The sequence below is a fragment of the Geodermatophilus sp. SYSU D00814 genome (assembly GCF_054050055.1).
On record NZ_JBJGYP010000033.1, the window covers coordinates 1 to 17,142 of the forward strand.

At 76.4% G+C, this 17,142-nt stretch carries 18 protein-coding genes; 11 read left to right on the forward strand and 7 right to left on the reverse strand.

The window, feature by feature from the left end; genetic code table 11:
• Nucleotides 1–90 precede the first annotated feature (90 nt).
• Nucleotides 91–1,122, reverse strand: coding sequence for a zinc-dependent alcohol dehydrogenase (locus ACI780_RS20500; protein WP_457005361.1), 1,032 nt, complete (start codon nucleotides 1,120–1,122; stop codon nucleotides 91–93).
• Between the two features lie 9 nt (nucleotides 1,123–1,131).
• Between ACI780_RS20500 and ACI780_RS20505 the strand changes: the two genes are divergently transcribed.
• Nucleotides 1,132–2,850 carry an IlvD/Edd family dehydratase gene (locus ACI780_RS20505; protein ID WP_457005363.1) on the forward strand — a complete coding sequence of 573 codons (1,719 nt, stop codon included), beginning with the start codon at nucleotides 1,132–1,134 and terminating at the stop codon, nucleotides 2,848–2,850.
• Nucleotides 2,851–2,856: 6 nt separating this feature from the next.
• Here the strand turns inward: ACI780_RS20505 and ACI780_RS20510 are convergent, their stop codons facing one another.
• Nucleotides 2,857–3,618 carry a dihydrodipicolinate synthase family protein gene (locus ACI780_RS20510; RefSeq protein WP_457005365.1) on the reverse strand — a complete coding sequence of 254 codons (762 nt, stop codon included), beginning with the start codon at nucleotides 3,616–3,618 and terminating at the stop codon, nucleotides 2,857–2,859.
• Between the two features lie 66 nt (nucleotides 3,619–3,684).
• A complete protein-coding gene (locus ACI780_RS20515) occupies nucleotides 3,685–3,903 on the reverse strand; it encodes a hypothetical protein (RefSeq protein WP_456870162.1) in 219 nt (72 codons plus the stop codon).
• A gap of 251 nt (nucleotides 3,904–4,154) precedes the next feature.
• On the opposite strand from ACI780_RS20515, the gene ACI780_RS20520 reads away from it, so the two are divergent.
• From ACI780_RS20520 to ACI780_RS20530, 3 genes are read left to right on the forward strand one after another with little or no spacing between them, the layout of a single operon-like run.
• Entirely contained in the window at nucleotides 4,155–4,985 is an 831-nt protein-coding gene (locus ACI780_RS20520; protein ID WP_456870161.1) for a hypothetical protein, read from the forward strand.
• Nucleotides 4,985–6,787, forward strand: a complete 1,803-nt coding sequence (locus ACI780_RS20525; RefSeq protein ID WP_456870160.1) for a fumarate reductase/succinate dehydrogenase flavoprotein subunit — start codon at nucleotides 4,985–4,987, stop codon at nucleotides 6,785–6,787. Before ACI780_RS20520 ends, ACI780_RS20525 begins: the two co-directional genes overlap by 1 nt.
• Nucleotides 6,784–7,539 (forward strand): succinate dehydrogenase/fumarate reductase iron-sulfur subunit, encoded by a 756-nt coding sequence (locus ACI780_RS20530; protein WP_456870159.1) that lies wholly within the window; start codon nucleotides 6,784–6,786, stop codon nucleotides 7,537–7,539. Before ACI780_RS20525 ends, ACI780_RS20530 begins: the two co-directional genes overlap by 4 nt.
• An 11-nt stretch (nucleotides 7,540–7,550) precedes the next feature.
• Here ACI780_RS20530 and ACI780_RS20535 read toward each other — a convergent pair whose 3' ends face one another.
• Together ACI780_RS20535 and ACI780_RS20540 are read right to left on the reverse strand one after the other, a co-directional pair.
• Nucleotides 7,551–8,837 (reverse strand): hypothetical protein, encoded by a 1,287-nt coding sequence (locus ACI780_RS20535; protein WP_457005368.1) that lies wholly within the window; start codon nucleotides 8,835–8,837, stop codon nucleotides 7,551–7,553.
• Between the two features lie 32 nt (nucleotides 8,838–8,869).
• The gene (locus tag ACI780_RS20540; RefSeq protein WP_457005370.1) at nucleotides 8,870–9,718 is read right to left on the reverse strand and encodes an SDR family oxidoreductase; all 849 of its coding nucleotides are present in this window, start codon (nucleotides 9,716–9,718) and stop codon (nucleotides 8,870–8,872) included.
• A 95-nt stretch (nucleotides 9,719–9,813) separates the two neighbouring features.
• On the opposite strand from ACI780_RS20540, the gene ACI780_RS20545 reads away from it, so the two are divergent.
• Nucleotides 9,814–10,719: an SCO6745 family protein gene (locus ACI780_RS20545; protein WP_457005372.1), complete on the forward strand. Its 906-nt coding sequence runs from the start codon at nucleotides 9,814–9,816 to the stop codon at nucleotides 10,717–10,719.
• Nucleotides 10,720–10,807: 88 nt separating this feature from the next.
• Here ACI780_RS20545 and ACI780_RS20550 read toward each other — a convergent pair whose 3' ends face one another.
• Nucleotides 10,808–10,978 carry a hypothetical protein gene (locus ACI780_RS20550; RefSeq protein ID WP_457005374.1) on the reverse strand — a complete coding sequence of 57 codons (171 nt, stop codon included), beginning with the start codon at nucleotides 10,976–10,978 and terminating at the stop codon, nucleotides 10,808–10,810.
• A gap of 128 nt (nucleotides 10,979–11,106) precedes the next feature.
• Between ACI780_RS20550 and ACI780_RS20555 the strand changes: the two genes are divergently transcribed.
• From ACI780_RS20555 to ACI780_RS20565, 3 genes are all read left to right on the forward strand, one after another.
• Complete coding sequence (locus tag ACI780_RS20555; RefSeq protein WP_457005376.1) at nucleotides 11,107–11,895, forward strand: (Fe-S)-binding protein; 789 nt, start codon at nucleotides 11,107–11,109, stop codon at nucleotides 11,893–11,895.
• A 70-nt stretch (nucleotides 11,896–11,965) separates the two neighbouring features.
• Complete coding sequence (locus ACI780_RS20560; protein ID WP_457005378.1) at nucleotides 11,966–13,501, forward strand: LutB/LldF family L-lactate oxidation iron-sulfur protein; 1,536 nt, start codon at nucleotides 11,966–11,968, stop codon at nucleotides 13,499–13,501.
• Nucleotides 13,498–14,118, forward strand: a complete 621-nt coding sequence (locus tag ACI780_RS20565; protein WP_457005380.1) for a LutC/YkgG family protein — start codon at nucleotides 13,498–13,500, stop codon at nucleotides 14,116–14,118. The genes ACI780_RS20560 and ACI780_RS20565 overlap by 4 nt, the downstream gene beginning before the upstream one ends.
• 158 nt (nucleotides 14,119–14,276) lie before the next feature.
• On the opposite strand, the gene ACI780_RS20570 is transcribed toward ACI780_RS20565, so the two are convergent.
• Nucleotides 14,277–14,639 (reverse strand): thioredoxin family protein, encoded by a 363-nt coding sequence (locus tag ACI780_RS20570; protein ID WP_457005382.1) that lies wholly within the window; start codon nucleotides 14,637–14,639, stop codon nucleotides 14,277–14,279.
• Nucleotides 14,640–14,740: 101 nt separating this feature from the next.
• Here ACI780_RS20570 and ACI780_RS20575 point away from each other — a divergent pair, with 101 nt between their 5' ends.
• The 3 genes from ACI780_RS20575 (at nucleotide 14,741) to ACI780_RS20585 (ending at nucleotide 17,139) form a co-directional block, all read left to right on the forward strand.
• Nucleotides 14,741–15,235, forward strand: coding sequence for a MarR family winged helix-turn-helix transcriptional regulator (locus tag ACI780_RS20575; protein ID WP_457005384.1), 495 nt, complete (start codon nucleotides 14,741–14,743; stop codon nucleotides 15,233–15,235).
• Between the two features lie 50 nt (nucleotides 15,236–15,285).
• Nucleotides 15,286–15,735 carry a DUF5313 family protein gene (locus ACI780_RS20580; RefSeq protein WP_457005386.1) on the forward strand — a complete coding sequence of 150 codons (450 nt, stop codon included), beginning with the start codon at nucleotides 15,286–15,288 and terminating at the stop codon, nucleotides 15,733–15,735.
• A gap of 105 nt (nucleotides 15,736–15,840) precedes the next feature.
• Nucleotides 15,841–17,139 carry a PP2C family protein-serine/threonine phosphatase gene (locus ACI780_RS20585; protein WP_457005388.1) on the forward strand — a complete coding sequence of 433 codons (1,299 nt, stop codon included), beginning with the start codon at nucleotides 15,841–15,843 and terminating at the stop codon, nucleotides 17,137–17,139.
• The last annotated feature ends 3 nt before the right edge of the window (nucleotides 17,140–17,142 follow it).

The window sequence follows — 17,142 nt, forward strand, 5'->3', positions numbered from 1 at the left end:
CACGCCCAGGGAGCACCCCAGCCCGCGCCCCACGCCCCCGAGCACCGGCCCGCTGAGCGCCCCCACCCCAAGCCCGACCCCGGCCACGGGTCAGGCGGGCAGCCGCGGGTCCACGTGCACCTTGGGCCCGGCGCCGCTGCCCTCCGGGCGTCCGCCGGCGAGCACCGCGCCGACCTCCCCGAGCCCGACGGTGGCGGCGACCAGCGGCCGGGGGTCGACCGCACCGGCCGCGTAGGCGGCGACCGTCGCCGCCAGCCCCGGGGACGCCGAGAGGATCCCGACCGCGGTGACGTCCTCGAGCAGCAGCCTCCGGGTGTCGATCGTGCTCGGCGTGCCGGCGATGCCGATGCAGACGAGACGGCCGGCGGGCTCGACCAGCTCGAGGCCCAGCGCCGGGGAACCCGGGTCGGTCGAGGCGTCGACGACGGCGTCGAAGGGCAGGTCGGGCAGCGTGTCGCGGGTCCAGGCGGCGGCGAAGCCGAGACCGCGGGCGAACGCGAGCGAGGACGCGGTGACGCCGAGCAGGTGCACCTCCGCGCCCGCCGCACGGAGGAACGCCGCCGTCAGCAGGCCGATCGTCCCGGGCCCGATCACCAGGGCGCGGTCGCCGGGGCCGGCCGCGGCCGCGCGGGCCGCCCGCCAGGCGTTGCCGCCCGGCTCGACGAGCGCGCCGAGCGTCGCGTCGACGGAGTCGGGCAGCGCGTGCAGCGACCCCACCGGGACGGCGAGCTGCTCAGCCAGCGCGCCGGGGCGGCCGCCCCGGATGCCCACCTCCTGCCGGTCCTCGCACACGTGCTGCCGCCCGCGCCGGCAGCGGCGGCAGGTCCCGTCCCCGAGCATCGTGTCCCCCGTGACCCGCCGGCCCAGCCACGCGGGGTCGACCGCGTCGCCCACCGCGCTCACCCGGCCGCACCACTCGTGCCCGGGCCGCAGCGGGTAGGCCGCGTGCCCGCTGTGCAGGTAGGACATCTCGCCGGTGAACAGCTCGACGTCGGTGCCGCAGACCCCGGCCCGCTCGACGTCGACGACCACCTCGCCCGGGGCGGCGGCCGGCGCGGGCACCTCCTGCACCGTGCAGGCTCCCGGTCCGGTGAGCACGACCGCGCGCATGGTCCTCGACACGGCGCCAGGATGGCGGCCGTGACCCTCCGCAGCGCGCAGTGGTACGCCGGTGACGTCCGCAACGCCTACATCCACCGCGCCTGGATGCGCCGCGGGCTCCCGGACGACGCCTTCGGCCGCCCCCAGATCGCCATCGCGAACACCGCCTCCGACCTCGTGCCCTGCAACCGCCACCTCACCGAGGTCGCGGCCGCGGTGCGCGACGGCGTGCACGCCGCCGGCGGCACCCCGCTGGAGCTGCCGGTGTTCGGGCTGGGCGAGACGCAGGTGCGGCCCACGGCGATGCTCTGGCGCAACCTCGCCGCGATGCAGATGGAGGAGGCGTTCCGGGCCAACCCGGTCGACGGGCTGGTGCTGCTCGGCGGGTGCGACAAGACCATCCCGGCCCTGCTGATGGCCGCCGCGTCGGTCGACCTGCCGGCCGTCGTCGTCCCGGGCGGCCCGATGCTGACCGGCACCTTCCGCGGGGTGCCGCTGGGCTGCGGCACCGACGTGTTCCGGCTGTCGGAGGAGGTCCGCGCGGGCACGCTGTCGGCGGCGGAGTTCACCCGGTCGGAGTCGGCGATGATCCGCAGCCGCGGGCACTGCAACACGATGGGCACCGCCTCGACCATGGCGCTGGTCGCCGAGGCGCTGGGCACCGTCGTCCCCGGGGTCGCCGGCACCCCGGCCGCGGACAGCCGGCTGCTGGAGGCCGCGCACGGCACCGGCCGGCTGGTGGTCGAGATGGTCGCCGCCGACCGCCGGCCCTCGACCTTCCTGACGAAGGCGTCCTTCGCCAACGCGATCGTGGCGCTGGCCGCGATCGGCGGGTCCACCAACGCCGTCGTCCACCTGCTGGCGATCGCCGGCCGGCTGGGGATCGACCTGACGCTCGACGACTTCGACCGCATCGGGTCCGGCGTGCCGGTGCTCGTCGACCTGCTCCCGGCGGGCCGGTTCCTCATGGAGGACCTCCACCGCGCCGGCGGCCTGCCCGCCGTGCTGGCCCAGGTCCGCGACCTGCTCGACCCGACGGCGCGCACCGTCACCGGGCAACCGCTGGTCGACACCCTCGACGACGCCGCGACCTGGGACCCGCAGGTCGTCCGGCCGCGCGCGGAGCCGCTGCTCGAGCACGGGGGCATCGCCGTCCTGCGCGGGAACCTCGCGCCCTCCGGCGCCGTCATCAAGCCGGCCGCCGCCTCGCCGCACCTGATGCAGCACCGCGGGCGGGCAGTCGTCTTCGACTCCATCGAGGACTTCTCCGCCCGCGTCGACGACCCCGGCCTCGACGTCGACGCCGACTCCGTGCTCGTCCTTCGCGGCTGCGGCCCGCGGGGCTACCCCGGCATGCCCGAGGTCGCCAACCTGCCGCTGCCGAGGAAGCTGCTCGAGCAGGGCGTGCGCGACGTGGTGCGGGTGTGCGACGGCCGGATGAGCGGCACCGCCTACGGCACCGTCGTCCTGCACGTGGCGCCGGAGGCGGCCGCCGGCGGGCCGCTGGCCCGGGTGCGCACCGGCGACGTCGTCACCCTGGACGTCGCCGCGCGGCGGATCGACGTCGAGGTCCCCGACGACGAGCTGGCCCGGCGCCGGCCGAGCGAGGCGACCCTCGCCGGGTTCGCCGCCCCCCGGCGCGGGTGGGAGCGGCTCTACGTCGACCACGTGCTGCAGGCCGACACCGGGGCGGACCTGGACTTCCTGGTCGGCTCCAGCGGGTCGGCGGTGAGCCGCGAGTCGCACTGAGCGCGGTCAGCCGCCGAGCCGGGTGACCACCGACGTGCCGAAGCGCTCCGCGGCCGCCCGCTTGTAGCCCGCCGGGAAGTCGGCCGACGCCCGGCGGTCGAGCGCGGCGAGCCGCACCTGGGCGCCGGCGTCGCCCCCGGAGGCCGCGACGCACTCCTCGGGGGCGGCGTTGGCGGCCGCCACCAGCGCGCCGGCGGCCCCGATCGCGCCGCACAACCCGACCAGGGACGCCGCCCCGGTGTAGAGGTCGCCGGCGAGGACCTCGCGCTCGTGCAGCAGCCGCCCGGCGTCGCCGGAGGAGTCCTTGAGCCCGGACACCGGCAGGTCGGGCAGCAGGTCGACGGGGATCCCGGGCGCGGCCGCACCGGGGAAGTGGTAGGCCAGCAGCGGCCCGGGGGCCGCCTTGGCGACGGTGTCGTAGTACCGCCGCGGGTCGGCGACGCCGGGCGGCGAGAGCGCCAGGACGGCGTCCGCGCCCGCGGCGAAGGCACGCCCGGTCAGCTCCGCGGCCTGCCGGCCGGTGGGTGCGCCGGTGCCGGCGAGCACGGGGACCCCCGCCGGCACCGCCGCGCGCACCGCGCCGACGAGCACGTCCCGCTCCTCGGCGGTCAGGGCGGCCGCCTCCCCCGTCGTCCCGGCGACGAGCACGCAGCGCACGCCGAGGCCGGCCAGCCGCGCCGCGAGGTCGGCGGTGGCCGGCGCGTCCAGCGCCCCGTCGTCGCGGAAGAGGGTGACCAGGGCGACGCCGACACCGGTGAACAGGGGCATGCCCGCATCCTGCTCCTGCCGACGGCGCAGCGGGCACGTCCGCGGAAGTGCCCGGATCGGCGGCGGTCAGTCGTCCTGCTGCGCGGCCGCCCGCCGCTCGGCACCGGTCTCCTCCGCGTAGCCGACGTCCTGCCCCGACACCCGCCCGACGAAGGTCCCCGTGTCGCCGGTCCCGGTCGTCGCGTCGGCGTCCGGCCCCCCGCCGCCGCCGTCGCCCGTGGCCCGCGACAGCGCCTGCGCGTCGTCGCGGTCGACGTCGTCCTCTCCCGGTCGTGGATCCGACACGGACCGGGGATGCCCGTCCCCGGCGTCGCCGACACCTCGGGGCACCCCCGCGGCACGGGGAACCGGCCGGTCGCGGAACCCCCGGCGCAGCCCCTTTCCCCGGTGCGCACGTCCGTGGTGGACTGCGGCCCCGCCCTCCCGGCGGCGTCAGAGCGATCTGGAGGCAGCGATGTCCCTGGAGCAGGAGTGACGACGGCGCGCGGGGCGGTCGACGCCCCGGCACGGGTGGGCGCACCCGTGACGGCGCGCCGGTGACCACCACCGCGCCCCGCGGCTCCGGGGCGGTGTCCGCCGGACGCGGCAGCGGGGGTCCGGCGCCGCGGCGGGCGACGATCGCGGCGCGGACGCTGCGGACCGACCGCTGGTGGGTCCAGCCGCTGGTCACCGTCGTCGTGCTGCTGCTGTTCATCGCCTACTCGACGTTCCGCGCCTTCCAGAACGCCTACTACTCCGCCGAGCCCTACATCTCGCCGTTCTACTCGCCGTGCATCACCACGCGCTGCGAGGGCGACAGCTTCCCCGAGTTCTTCGAGGGCCCGGCCTGGATCTCCCCCGCCCTCTACATCCTCGTGCTGCCGCTGGGGATCCGGCTGACCTGCTACTACTACCGGAAGGCCTACTACCGGTCGTTCTGGCTGTCCCCGCCGGCCTGCGCGGTGGCCGAGCCGCACCGCCGCTACACCGGTGAGACCCGGTTCCCCCTCGTCGGGCAGAACGTCCACCGGTACTTCCTGTACGCGGCGCTGGTGTTCAACGTGATCCTCTTCTACGAGGCTGTCCGCGGGTTCCGCGACGAGACCGGCGAGTGGGGCCACATGGGGCTGGGCACGCTGATCCTGCTGGTCAACGCCGTGATGCTGTTCCTGTACTCGGTCTCCTGCCACTCCTGCCGGCACATCGTCGGCGGCCGGCTCAACTCCTTCTCGAAGCACCCGCTGCGCTACCGGGCCTGGACGCTGGCCTCCCGGCTCAACGGCCGGCACATGCAGTACGCGTGGATCTCGCTGTTCACGGTCGCGTTCGCCGACTTCTACGTCTTCCTCCTGGCCACCGGCACGATCTCCGACCCGAGGTTCTTCTGATGGAGCTCGAGAAGCACGAGTACGACGTCGTCGTCGTCGGGGCGGGAGGCGCGGGCCTGCGGGCCGCGATCGAGGCCTCCGAGAGCGGGGCGCGCACCGCCGTCGTCTGCAAGTCCCTGCTCGGCAAGGCGCACACGGTGATGGCCGAGGGCGGCATCGCCGCGGCGATGGCCAACCTCTACCCCGAGGACAACTGGCGGGTGCACTTCCGGGACACCATGCGCGGCGGGAAGATGCTCAACCACTGGCGCATGGCCCAGCTGCACGCGCAGGAGGCCCCCGACCGGGTCCGCGAGCTCGAGGACTGGGGCGCGCTGTTCGACCGGACCGCCGACGGGCTGATCAGCCAGCGCGACTTCGGCGGCCACCGCTACGCCCGGCTGGCCCACGTCGGTGACCGCACCGGCCTGGAGCTGATCCGCACCCTGCAGCAGCGCACGGTGGCGCTCGGCATCGACGTCTACATGGAGTGCACGGTCACCCGGCTGCTCACCGACGACGACGGCGTCACCGGCGCGTTCGGCTACTGGCGCGAGTCCGGGCGGTTCGTGGCCTGGCAGGCGCCGTCGGTGGTGCTGGCCACCGGCGGGATCGGCAAGTCCTACAAGGTCACCTCGAACTCCTGGGAGTACACCGGCGACGGCCACTCCCTGGCGCTGCAGGCCGGCGCGACGCTGGTCAACATGGAGTTCGTCCAGTTCCACCCGACCGGGATGGTCTGGCCGCCGTCGGTGCGCGGCATCCTCGTGACCGAGAGCGTGCGCGGCGACGGCGGCGTCCTGCGCAACTCGGCCGGCAACCGCTTCATGTTCGACTACATCCCCGACTTCTTCCGCAAGGAGACGGCGGAGACCGAGGACGAGGCCGACCGCTGGTACGACGACAAGAAGAACAACCGGCGGCCCCCGGAGCTGCTGCCCCGCGACGAGGTCGCCCGGGCGATCAACAGCGAGGTCAAGGCCGGCCGCGGCACCCCGCACGGCGGCGTCTTCCTCGACATCGCCTCGCGCCGGCCGGCGGAGTACATCCGCAAGCGGCTGCCCTCGATGTACCACCAGTTCAAGGAGCTGGCCGAGGTCGACATCACCGCCGAACCGATGGAGGTCGGCCCCACCTGCCACTACGTGATGGGCGGGGTGGAGGTCGACCCCGACACCGAGGCCGCGCGGGTGCCGGGCCTGTTCGCCGCGGGCGAGGTGGCCGGCGGCATGCACGGGTCCAACCGACTGGGCGGCAACTCCCTGTCGGACCTGCTGGTCTTCGGCCGGCGGGCCGGCCTGGCCGCGGCCGAGCACGCCGCCAAGCGCGAGCACACCCGGGGACTCCTCGCCGACGACGCGCTCGCCGACGCCGCCCGCGCGGCGCTGGCTCCCTTCGAGCGTGAGGGCGGGGAGAACCCCTACACCGTGCAGCACGAACTGCAGCAGACGATGCACGACCTGGTCGGGATCATCCGCACCGAACCGGAGATGCGGCAGGCGCTCGAGCGGATCGGCGAGCTGCGGGAACGGGTGGCGCGCCTGTCCGTCGAGGGCCACCGGCAGTACAACCCCGGCTGGCACCTCGCCCTGGACCTGCCGCACATGCTGCTGGTGAGCGAGTGCATCGCCCGGGCGGCGCTGGAGCGGCAGGAGAGCCGCGGCGGGCACACCCGCGACGACTTCCCCGCCACCGACGCCGAGTGGGCGCGGACGAACCTCGTCTGCTCCGTCGGCCCCGACGGGGCCGTCGCGCTGACCCGGCAACCGCTCCCCCAGATGCCGGCCGAGCTCGCCGAGATCTTCGAGGAGGGCTCGGCGTGACCTACGACGCGACGTTCCGGGTGTGGCGCGGGGACGCCTCGGGCGGTGACCTGCAGACGTTCACCGTGCCGGTCAACGAGGGCGAGGTCGTGCTCGACGTCGTCCACCGCCTGCAGTCCACCCAGGCCGGCGACCTCGCCGTCCGGTGGAACTGCAAGGCCGGCAAGTGCGGCTCGTGCAGCGCGGAGATCAACGGCCGGCCGCGGCTGATGTGCATGACCCGGATGAGCTCGTTCGGCGAGGACGAGACGGTGACGCTCACCCCGCTGCGGACGTTCCCGGTGGTCCGGGACCTCGTCACCGACGTCTCCTACAACTACGAGAAGGCCGCGCAGATCCCCGCGTTCACCCCGCGGCCGCGCGACCCCGACGGCAACCACCGCATGCAGCAGGTCGACGTCGAGCGCTCGCAGGAGTTCCGCAAGTGCATCGAGTGCTACCTCTGCCAGGACACCTGCCACGTCATCCGCGACCACGAGGAGAACAAGCGCGCCTTCGCCGGCCCGCGGTTCCTCATCCGGCTGGCCGAGCTGGACATGCACCCGTTGGACACGACCGACCGGCGCAACGCCGCGCAGGAGGAGTTCGGCCTCGGCTACTGCAACATCACCAAGTGCTGCACCGAGGTGTGCCCGGAGGGCATCCACCTGACCGACAACGGGATCATCCCGCTCAAGGAGCGCGTGGTGGACCGCAGGTTCGACCCGATCACCTGGCTCGGCTCGCGGATCGGCCGGCGCCCGCGGAGCTGACCCGGGCTCCCTCAGCCTCCCTGCGGGGCGTCACCGGCCGGCGGCGGGAGCTCGTCCGCCGGCGGCGGCTGGACGTCCTCGGCCGGCGGCTGGGGGTCGTCGTCGGGCGGCCGGGGGTCCTCGACCTGCGGGTGCGGGTCGTCGCCGCGGTCGCGCGCCCGGCCGGCCCCCGGCAGGCCCGACACCACCTGGTGCAGGTCGTCGATGAGCTCGAGCAGCGCGTGCAGGTCCGTCGGCACCCGGCCCAGCTCGGCGGTGGTCGGCAGGTGCCCCGACTCCAGTCCGCGCAGCAGCCGCGGCACCTGGTCGGCGAGCGTGGCCAGGGCGGCGGTGCGGTCCTCGGTGAGGAGCGCGGGCAGCCGGTCGAGCAGCGTGCCCAGCGCGCGGGCGGCGTCGTCGGTGAGCTCGCGGTCGAGCCGGTCCAGCAGCCGGCGCACCCGCTCGTCGGCGGCGAGGTCGAGCAGCGCGCGGACCCGGTCGTCGGCCGCCAGCTGCAGGGCCTGCTCCACCCGCTCGCCGGTCAAGATGCCGAGGGTGCGGTCCACCCGGTCGTCGACGACGACGTCGAGCGCCCGCCCGATCCGGTCGTCCAGGGCGAGGTCGAGGGCCCGGCCGATCCGCTCGTCGGAGACCAGGTCGAGCAGCCGGCCGACCCGCTCGTCGGCGGCCAGGTGCAGGGCCACCCCGACCCGGTCGTCCGCGGCCAGCTCCAGGGCCCGCTCCGCGCGCCGGTCGGCCAGCAGGTCCAGCGCCCGCTGCAGGCGCGCGTCGGTCACCACGTCCAGCGCCCGGTCCAGGCGCTCGTCGCCCAGCAGGTCCAGCGCCCGGTCCAGCCGGGGCAGCAGGTCGGTGGCCAGGGCCCGGTCGAGCCCGTCGGCGAGCCGGTCCAGCCGTCCCGAGGACAGCAGGCCGTCGACGGCGTCCAGGACGCGCGGCACGACGTCGGCCCGTGAGCGGAGGGTGTCCACCGTCCGGGTCAGCGCCTCGACGCGGTCCGGTGACAGGGCGGTGCCCAGCCGGTCGACCACAGCGCCCAGGGTGGCGGCCCGCTCGGGGGTGAGCGTCGCGGCGAGGCGCTGCACCACCCCGGCGGCCGCCTCCACGGCCTCGGGACCCACCGCGGCCGCACGCGCCACCGCGGGCCCGGCGCCGTCGAGCAGCGCGCGGGCGCGGCGGAGGACGTCGTCGGCCAGCGGGAGCAGCGTCTCGGCGCGGGGCAGGGCGGCGCTGAGGCTGCGGACGGAGTCGGCGAGCGTCCAGGGCAGGTCGAGGAGGTCCGAGGGACCGGGCAGGCGCACGGGCGTCGTCTACCCGCCCCGCCGGGCCTGACTCACCGGGCCGGGCCCGCCGGCCCGCGCAGCACCTCCGCCAGCGTGCGCGCCGGCCGCCCGAGCAGCTCGGGCACCGCCGGGGAGACGGCCGCCAGGTCGCCGGCGGCGATCGCGGTGTAGGTCGACACCCAGGCGTCGACCTGCCAGCCCGGCGCCCCGTAGCCGGCGCGGGACGCGTAGGCCTCCGCCACCGTCTCGGCGTGGTAGCGGACCGGCCGGCCCGAGACCGCGGTGAGCGCCTCGGCGACCTCGGCCAGGGTGAGGGCCTCCGGGCCGGTGAGGTCGTGGGTCCGCCCGGCGTGCGCCGCCGGGTCGCGCAACACCTCGACGGCGACGTCGGCGATGTCGTCCTGCGCCACCATCGCCACCCGCCCGTCGCCGGCCGGGCCGCGCAGGACGCCGTCCTCCCCCACGAGCGCCGGCGCGAAGTCGGCGTAGAGCGAGTCGCGGAGGAAGGTGGCCGGCAGGCCGCGGGCGCGCACGTGCTCCTCGGTGGCCCAGTGGTCGCGGGCCAGGGTGAAGGTGGCGTCCGGCGCCGCCCCGAGGAAGGACACGTAGACCAGGTGCGCCACCCCGGCCGCGACGGCGGCGTCGACGAAGGTGCGGTGCTGGTCGACCCGGTCGGGGGTCTCCGACGCCGACACCATGAACACCGTCGAGACGCCCTCCAGGGCCGCGCGGACGGCGTCGCCGTCGGCGTAGGGCGCGCGGACGGCGGTGGCGCCGGGCAGCCCGGGCGCGCGGGCGGGGTCGCGCACCAGCAGCCGCTGGTCGGTCCCGGCGGCGGCGAGCCGGCGGGCGACCCGCCCGCCGAGCTGTCCGGTGGCACCGGTGACGGCGAGGGTCATGGCGGCTCCTGACGGGTCGGGACCGGACCTGCCCGACAACCACCGGGCCCGGCCCGGCCTTCCCCGTCACGGCGTCGCGCGCGCACCATGCCCGGGTGGACTACGCGCTGGCGCAGCAGCTGTTCCTCACCCCGCCGGAGACCGAGCGCCCCGCCGCCGGGATCCCCGACACCCCCGGCCGCCGGCTGCGCGACGCCGCCGAGCCGATCGCCACGATCAGCTGGTGGGGCCGGCCGGTCAACGACCGGCTCGCCGCGCTCGGCCTGGACTTCCTCACCGGGTACGTGTGGGGCCGCGCCGCCCCGATGGGCGCGCCGGCCGCCCCGGTGGTCGTCGCCGCCTTCGGCGTCTTCGAGCCCGGCGTCCTCACCGGCTGGTACGAGCAGGCGCGGGCCACCGCCGGCCGCGCCGACGTGCTCGCGGCCCGGGAGGAGGGCGTGGTGGGGTCGCTGCGCGAGCTGCTCCCCGACGCCGACGTCACCGGCGCGGTCGCCGCCCTGCGCCGCGGCGCCGACGCGGCCGCCCCGCACGTCGTGGGCCGCCCGCTGTTCGCCGGCCAGCTGTCGCTGCCCTGGCCGGCCGACCCGCTCGGGCAGCTGTGGCACGCGGCGACGCTGCTGCGGGAGTTCCGCGGCGACACCCACCAGGCCGCCAACGTGGCCGCCGGCCTGACCGCCGTCCAGATGAACCTGCTGACCGAGTACTGGGTCGGCTGGGAGCACGCCGCCTACGCCGGCACCCGCGGCTGGTCGCCGGAGGCGATGGCCGATGCCGACGCCGACCTCGAGCGGCGCGGGCTGGTCGCCGGCGGCCGGCTCACCGAGGAGGGGCGGCGGCTGCGCGACGACGTCGAGGCGTGCACCGATGCCGCGATGGAGCCGGTCCTCGCCGCGATCGGGGCCGACCTGCCGGAGCTGACCCGCCAGCTGGACGCGTGGTCGACGGCGGTCGTGGCCGGCGGTGCCGCACCACCGGACCTCTACAAGCGGATCAGCGGCTGACCGTCAGCCGCCGGTTGCTCCCCCGCGCGCTCGTGCTCTGCCCACAGGTGTGTGCAGAGCACGAGCGTGCGCGCGTCCGGGTGCGAGGTCAGCCGCGGTGCACCTCGTCGTAGCCGAGGTCGCCGCCCGGGTCCTCGTCCGCCGGGGCCGGCGGCTCCGCGGGCGCCGGGGGCACCGGCTGCCGCCCCGACCCGGCGGTCGCCTCGTGGACGAGGTCGTAGCCGTAGTCGCCGTCGGACTGCTCCCCTGGCTGCGTCATGGCCCCTCCTCGCCGCCCGTGGGCCCCGATGCTGCGCGCCCGGCCGGGACCTGTACAGGGGCCCTCGTCGCGCACGCGTCGGTGGTGCGAGAGTCGGGCAGGCTGTTCTGCGACAGGGAGGGGTCCCGGTGAGGGTCGCGTTGTTCGCCACCTGCCTGGTCGACACGCTGGTGCCGCAGGTGGCCCGGGCGACGGCGGTGCTGCTGCAGCGGCTGGGCCACGAGGTGGTCGTGCCGGGCGACCAGGCCTGCTGCGGGCAGATGCACGTCAACACCGGCTACCGGCGCGAGGCGGTGCCGATCGTGGCCAACCACGTGCGCGCCTTCGCCGGCGCCCTGTCGTCGGGTGTCGACGCGGTCGTGGCGCCGTCGGGGTCGTGCGTGGCCTCCATCCACCACCAGCAGGCGCTGGTCGCCCGCCGGGCCGGGGAGCACGCGCTGGCCGCCGACGCCGAGGCACTGGCCGCCCGCACGTACGAGCTGTCGCAGTTCCTCGTCGACGTCCTCGGCGTCACCGACGTCGGCGCCTACTACCCGCACCGGGTCACCTACCACCCGACCTGCCACTCGCTGCGGCTGCTGCGGGTGGGCGACCGGCCGCTGGCGCTGCTGCGCGCCGTCCGCGGGCTGGACCTGGTGGAGCTGCCGGGCGCGGAGTCCTGCTGCGGGTTCGGCGGCACGTTCGCGGTGAAGAACGCCGACACCTCGACGGCGATGCTCACCGACAAGATGGCCGACGTGCTGTCCACGCACGCCGAGGTGTGCACCGCCGGTGACGCGTCCTGCCTCATGCACATCGGCGGTGGGCTGTCGCGGCTGCGCTCGGGCACCCGGACGGTGCACCTGGCCGAGATCCTCGCCTCGACGGAGGACGACGTGAGCCCCACCCAGACCACCCGGCCGGCGGTGCGGGCATGACCGTGCAGTTCCGCGGAAGTGCACCGGTCACGACCGTGCACTTCCGCGGAACTGCACGGAGGAGAGCCGCGTGACGACGACGCCGCAGGACGCCCGCACCGACCCGACGCCGCTCGCGCCGGGCGCCCCCCGCTCGGGGACGACGTTCCTCGGCCTGCCCACCGCGCCCCGCGGGGTGGGTCACCTGCGCGGCGAGCAGCCCTTCCCCGACGCTGCCCGCACGGCACTGCGCGACGGGCAGCTGCGGGCCAACCTCGGCCGGGCGACGACGACGATCCGCGGCAAGCGCGCCGCCGTCGTCTCCGAGGTGCCGCACTGGGAGCAGCTGCGGCAGGCCGGCAGGGCGCTCAAGGCCGCCACCATGGCGCGCCTGGACGAGCACCTCGAGGAGCTCGAGCGCCAGGTCACCGCCCGCGGCGGGGTCGTGCACTGGGCCCGCGACGCCGCCGAGGCCAACCGCATCGTCACCGGGCTGGTGCGGGCTACCGGCAGCGACGAGGTGGTCAAGGTCAAGTCGATGGCCACCCAGGAGATCGGCCTCAACGAGGCGCTGGAGACCGCCGGGATCAGCGCCGTCGAGACCGACCTCGCCGAGCTGATCGTGCAGCTCGGTGAGGACGCCCCCAGCCACATCCTCGTGCCGGCCATCCACAAGAACCGCGCCGAGATCCGCGAGATCTTCCGCCGCACCATCCCCGGCGTCGACCCCGCCCTCACCGACGACCCCCGGCAGCTGGCGATGGCCGCCCGCGCGCACCTGCGCGAGCGGTTCCTGCGCGCCCGGGTCGCCGTCAGCGGGGCCAACTTCGCCGTCGCCGAGACCGGCACGCTCGCCGTCGTCGAGAGCGAGGGCAACGGCCGGATGTGCCTGACGCTGCCGCAGACGCTGATCACCGTCATGGGCATCGAGAAGGTCGTGCCGCGGTGGGCCGACCTCGGCGTCTTCCTGCAGCTGCTCCCCCGCTCCTCCACCGGCGAGCGGATGAACCCCTACACCTCGCTGTGGGCCGGGGTCACCCCCGGCGACGGGCCGCAGGAGTTCCACCTGGTGCTGCTCGACAACGGCCGGACGGCGGTGCTCGCCGACGAGGTGGGCCGCGAGGCGCTGCACTGCATCCGCTGCTCGGCCTGCCTCAACGTCTGCCCGGTGTACGAGCGCGTCGGCGGGCACGCCTACGGCTCGGTCTACCCGGGCCCGATCGGCGCGGTGCTCTCCCCGCAGCTGACCGGCGTCGAGGACAACGCCTCGCTGCCCTACGCCTCGTCGCTGTGCGGGGCCTGCTACGACGTCTGCCCGGTGGCCATCGACATCCCCTCGATCCTCGTGCACCTGCGCGCCGAGCACGTCGAGGCGGTCGCCAGGGACAGGGAGCGGCCCACCGCCGAGGCGGTCGCCTTCCGCGGGCTGTCCCGGGTGATGAGCACCCCGCGGCTGTGGCGCCTGGCCCAGCGCGCCGCCGGGCTCGGCCGGTTCCTCGCCCGAGGCCGGCCGACGCTGCCGGCCGCGCTGCCGCCGCCGGCCAGCGCCTGGACCCGCACCCGCGACCTGCCCGCCCCGCCCGGGAGGACGTTCGTGCAGCAGTGGACGGAGGAGCACCGCTCGTGAGTGCGCGCGAGGAGGTGCTCGGCCGCATCCGGACGGCGCTCGGCGGGCACCGCCCGGTCGTCGAGGTCCCGCCGGTCCCGGGGCCGCGCTCGCTGCCACCGGCCGAGCTGCTCGACCTGCTCGCCGAACGCGTCGAGGACTACCGGGCCACCGTGCTGCGCTGCGCGCCCGCCGACGTCCCGGCGACCGTGCTCCGCGGCCTCGACCAGGGACTGGGCGCGGGGTGGGACCCCGCCGGCGTCGTCGTCGCCCCGGGGGTGCCGGCCGCCTGGCGGCCCGCCGGCGCCGCCGAGGACGACGGCCGGCCCGCGGTGGGCCTGGCCGCGTTCGCCGCGACGCTGACCGGGGTGGCGACGGCGATCGCCGAGACCGGCACGCTGGTCCTCGACGGGTCGCCGCGGTCGGGCCGGCGGGCGCTGTCGCTGCTGCCCGACGTCCTGGTGTGCGTGGTGGAGACCGCGCAGGTGGTGCCCGACGTGCCCGACGCGCTGGCCCGGCTGGACCCGCTCGCCCCGCTGACGATGGTCAGCGGCCCCTCGGCGACGTCGGACATCGAGCTGCAGCGGGTCGAGGGCGTGCACGGCCCGCGCACGCTCGTGGTCGTCCTCGCCGGCTGACGCCCGCCCGGCGGGGCGCCCGGCGTCGACCGGCCGTCGTCCCACGCCGCCGGAGACGGCACCACGTGGACACCCGGCGCCGACCGTGGTGGCGTACTGGAACGCCCCCTCGCAGGGGCCCGCCGCGAGCTCGCGAGCGGTGGGGGCGAGGGGGTCCGTCAATCGATGGGTTCGGGGAAGGTCGCGCGCACGGCGGGCATGTCGAGGGCGCGGACCGTGGCGACGAGCAGGTCGAGGGAGTCCTCGGGCAGCCAGCCCGGCTCGGCGAACACCAGCACGCCGTCGCGGTAGACCATCAGGGTGGGCGCCGAGCGCACCCGCAGCTCCACGGCCAGCGCCACCTCGGCGTCGGCGTCGACGGCGGCGAAGAGCAGGTCGGGGTGGCGCTCGGCGGCGGCGTCGAACACGGCGGCGAAGGCCCGGCTCGACCCCGACCGCGGCGTGCGGAAGTCGACCAGCACGATGCCCGGCCCCGACACCGCGGCGGCGAAGTCGGCCCCGGTGAGCTGGATGGTCCCCATGCGCACCTCCCGTCCGCCGACCAGTGTGACCCCCGGGGCCGGGCCGGGGCAGCCGCCCGGCGCCCCGGGTGGGCGGTCCCGGGCGTGATTAGCATCGGGGGATGCAGTCCGTCGACGCGGCTCCCGCCCAGGACCGCCCGGATGCCGCCGACCCCCTCGCCCTCGAGCAGCAGGTGTGCTTCGCGCTGTCGGTCGCCGCGCGCAACGTCGTCGCCGTCTACCGCCGCTTCCTCGAGCCGATGGGCCTGACCCATCCCCAGTACCTGGTGATGCTCGCCCTCTGGCAGCACGGGCCGCTGGCGGTCAAGGACCTCTCGCGGCGGCTGCAGCTCGACCCCGGCACCCTCTCCCCGCTCGTCAAGCGCCTGGAGGCCGCGGGCCTGGTGCGCCGCGACCGCGACCCGCGCGACGAGCGGGCGCTGGCCATCGCCCTCACCGACCGGGGCCGGGAGCTGCGGGCGCGGGCGGAGGCCATCCCGGCCGGCATCGTGGCGAACCTGGGCATGCCGCTCGACGAGCTGCAGAGCCTGCACGGGGCCCTGACCCGGGTGATCGACGCCTCCCAGCACGCCCTGGAGACCGACACCACACGTTAGTTGGTGCCCCAACCATTGGTGCACACACCATGACGGCGTACACAGGAGACATGCCGCCCGAGACGGACCCCGCGCCTCCGCCCCGCGTGCGCCCCGGCGTGCTGCGGTGGGTGGCGTACGCGATGGGGACCGGGCTGCCCGAGCGGCACCGCACCTGGGTGCTGTACGACACGACGACGCGCACCTGGGTGCTGCGGCACGTGGCGCGCACGCTCGTGCAGCTGGCCGTCCCGATCGCGCTGGTGCTGGTCCTCGTGCCGGGCGCCTTCTGGATCCGCGGGCTGTCCGCGCTCGGCGGGCTGATCCTCGGCATGGCGTTCTCCCTGGCCTACATGACCGAGGCGGTGGAGAACCGGGTGAAGAAGGCCGGGTACGCCCCCGGCTCGGCGCAGGCCGTCCGCGACCTGGCGGGCCGGGACCGCGACGCGCGCGACTCCGAGCGCCGCCGGGCCGCGGCCGCGAAGCGGGCGGCCCGCTACCGCGAGCGCCGCGGCGGCTGACCCGTCCCGCGAGGCGGAGCGTCGGACGGGGTGCCGACGGTGCCCGCTCACGTACGCTGCGTCCCCGACGCCCGGAGGCAACCCCCGGGCCGGGACGGAGCCGAGGTGAGTGGACCCACCCGGGACGACGCACCCGCCACCGGGGGCGACCGCTACCGGTTCCTGGCCGAGGTCACCTGGTCCCTCGCCGAGAGCCTCGACACCGCCACGGCCGCCGACCGGCTCGCCCGCCTGGTGGTGCCGCAGCTGGCCGACTGGGCCACGGTCACCGTCGTCGGCGGCGACGGCGCGCCCGGCACCGTCGCCCGCGCCCACCACGACCCGGCCCGCCTCGCCGACGTCGACACCTACCTCGCCGGCCGGGTCGCCGCGCCGCGCGACCAGGCCCAGCTCGCGGCCGCGATGTACGGGACCGAGCCGGTGCACCTCACCCGGGTCGAGCCGGAGCTCGGGCCGGGGTCGCTGCCCGACGGCGAGGTGCGCGGCGCCTGGCAGCGGCTGGACCCGCGCTCGAGCCTGTTCGTCCCGCTGCACGCCCGCGGCTCGGCGGTGGGCGTCCTGTCGCTGGTGCGCTGCGGGGACCGCCCGCCGGCCGGGCCCGACGACGTCGCGCTCGCCGTCGAGGTCGCCCGCTGCGCGGCGCTGGCGCTGGACAACGCCCGCCTCTACGGCCGGCAGGTGCGGGTGGCCGAGACGCTGCAGCACAGCCTGCTGACCCCACCGCCGCAGCCGCCCGGTCTCGAGGTCGCCGTCCGCTACCGGCCCGCGGTGTCGCAGGACCTCGTCGGCGGCGACTGGTACGACACCGTCGTCCTGCCCGACGGCGCCACGCTGCTGGTCATCGGCGACGTCACCGGCCACGGCGTGGAGGCCGCCGCGGCGATGGCCCAGCTGCGCAGCGCCGTCCGCACGCTGGCCTACGACTCCCCCGACGGGCCGGCCGGGACCCTCGACCGGGTCGACCGCGTGCTGGCCGGGCTGCACGTCGGCACGCTGGCCACCGCGCTCGTCGCCCGGCTCGAGGCGGCCACCGACGGGACGGCGACCCGCCCGCTGCGCTGGTCGTCGGCCGGGCACCTGCCGCCGCTGCTGCTGGCCGCCGACGGCGGGGTGCGGCTGCTGGCCACCCCGCCGCAGCGCATGCTCGGCACCGACCGGCCCGGCGACCGCACCGACCACGTCACCGCCCTCGGACCGGGCGAGACGCTGCTGCTGGTCACCGACGGGCTGGTCGAGGCCGGGCGCCGCGGCATCGACGAGGGGCTGGCCCGGGTCGCCGGCGCGCTGGGCGGCCTGGCGGGCCTGTCGGCCGACGCACTCTGCGACCGGCTGCTGAGCCGGGTGCTGCCCGACCGCACCGACGACGACGTCGCGGTGCTCGCCGTCCGCGTGCTGCCCGGCTGACCG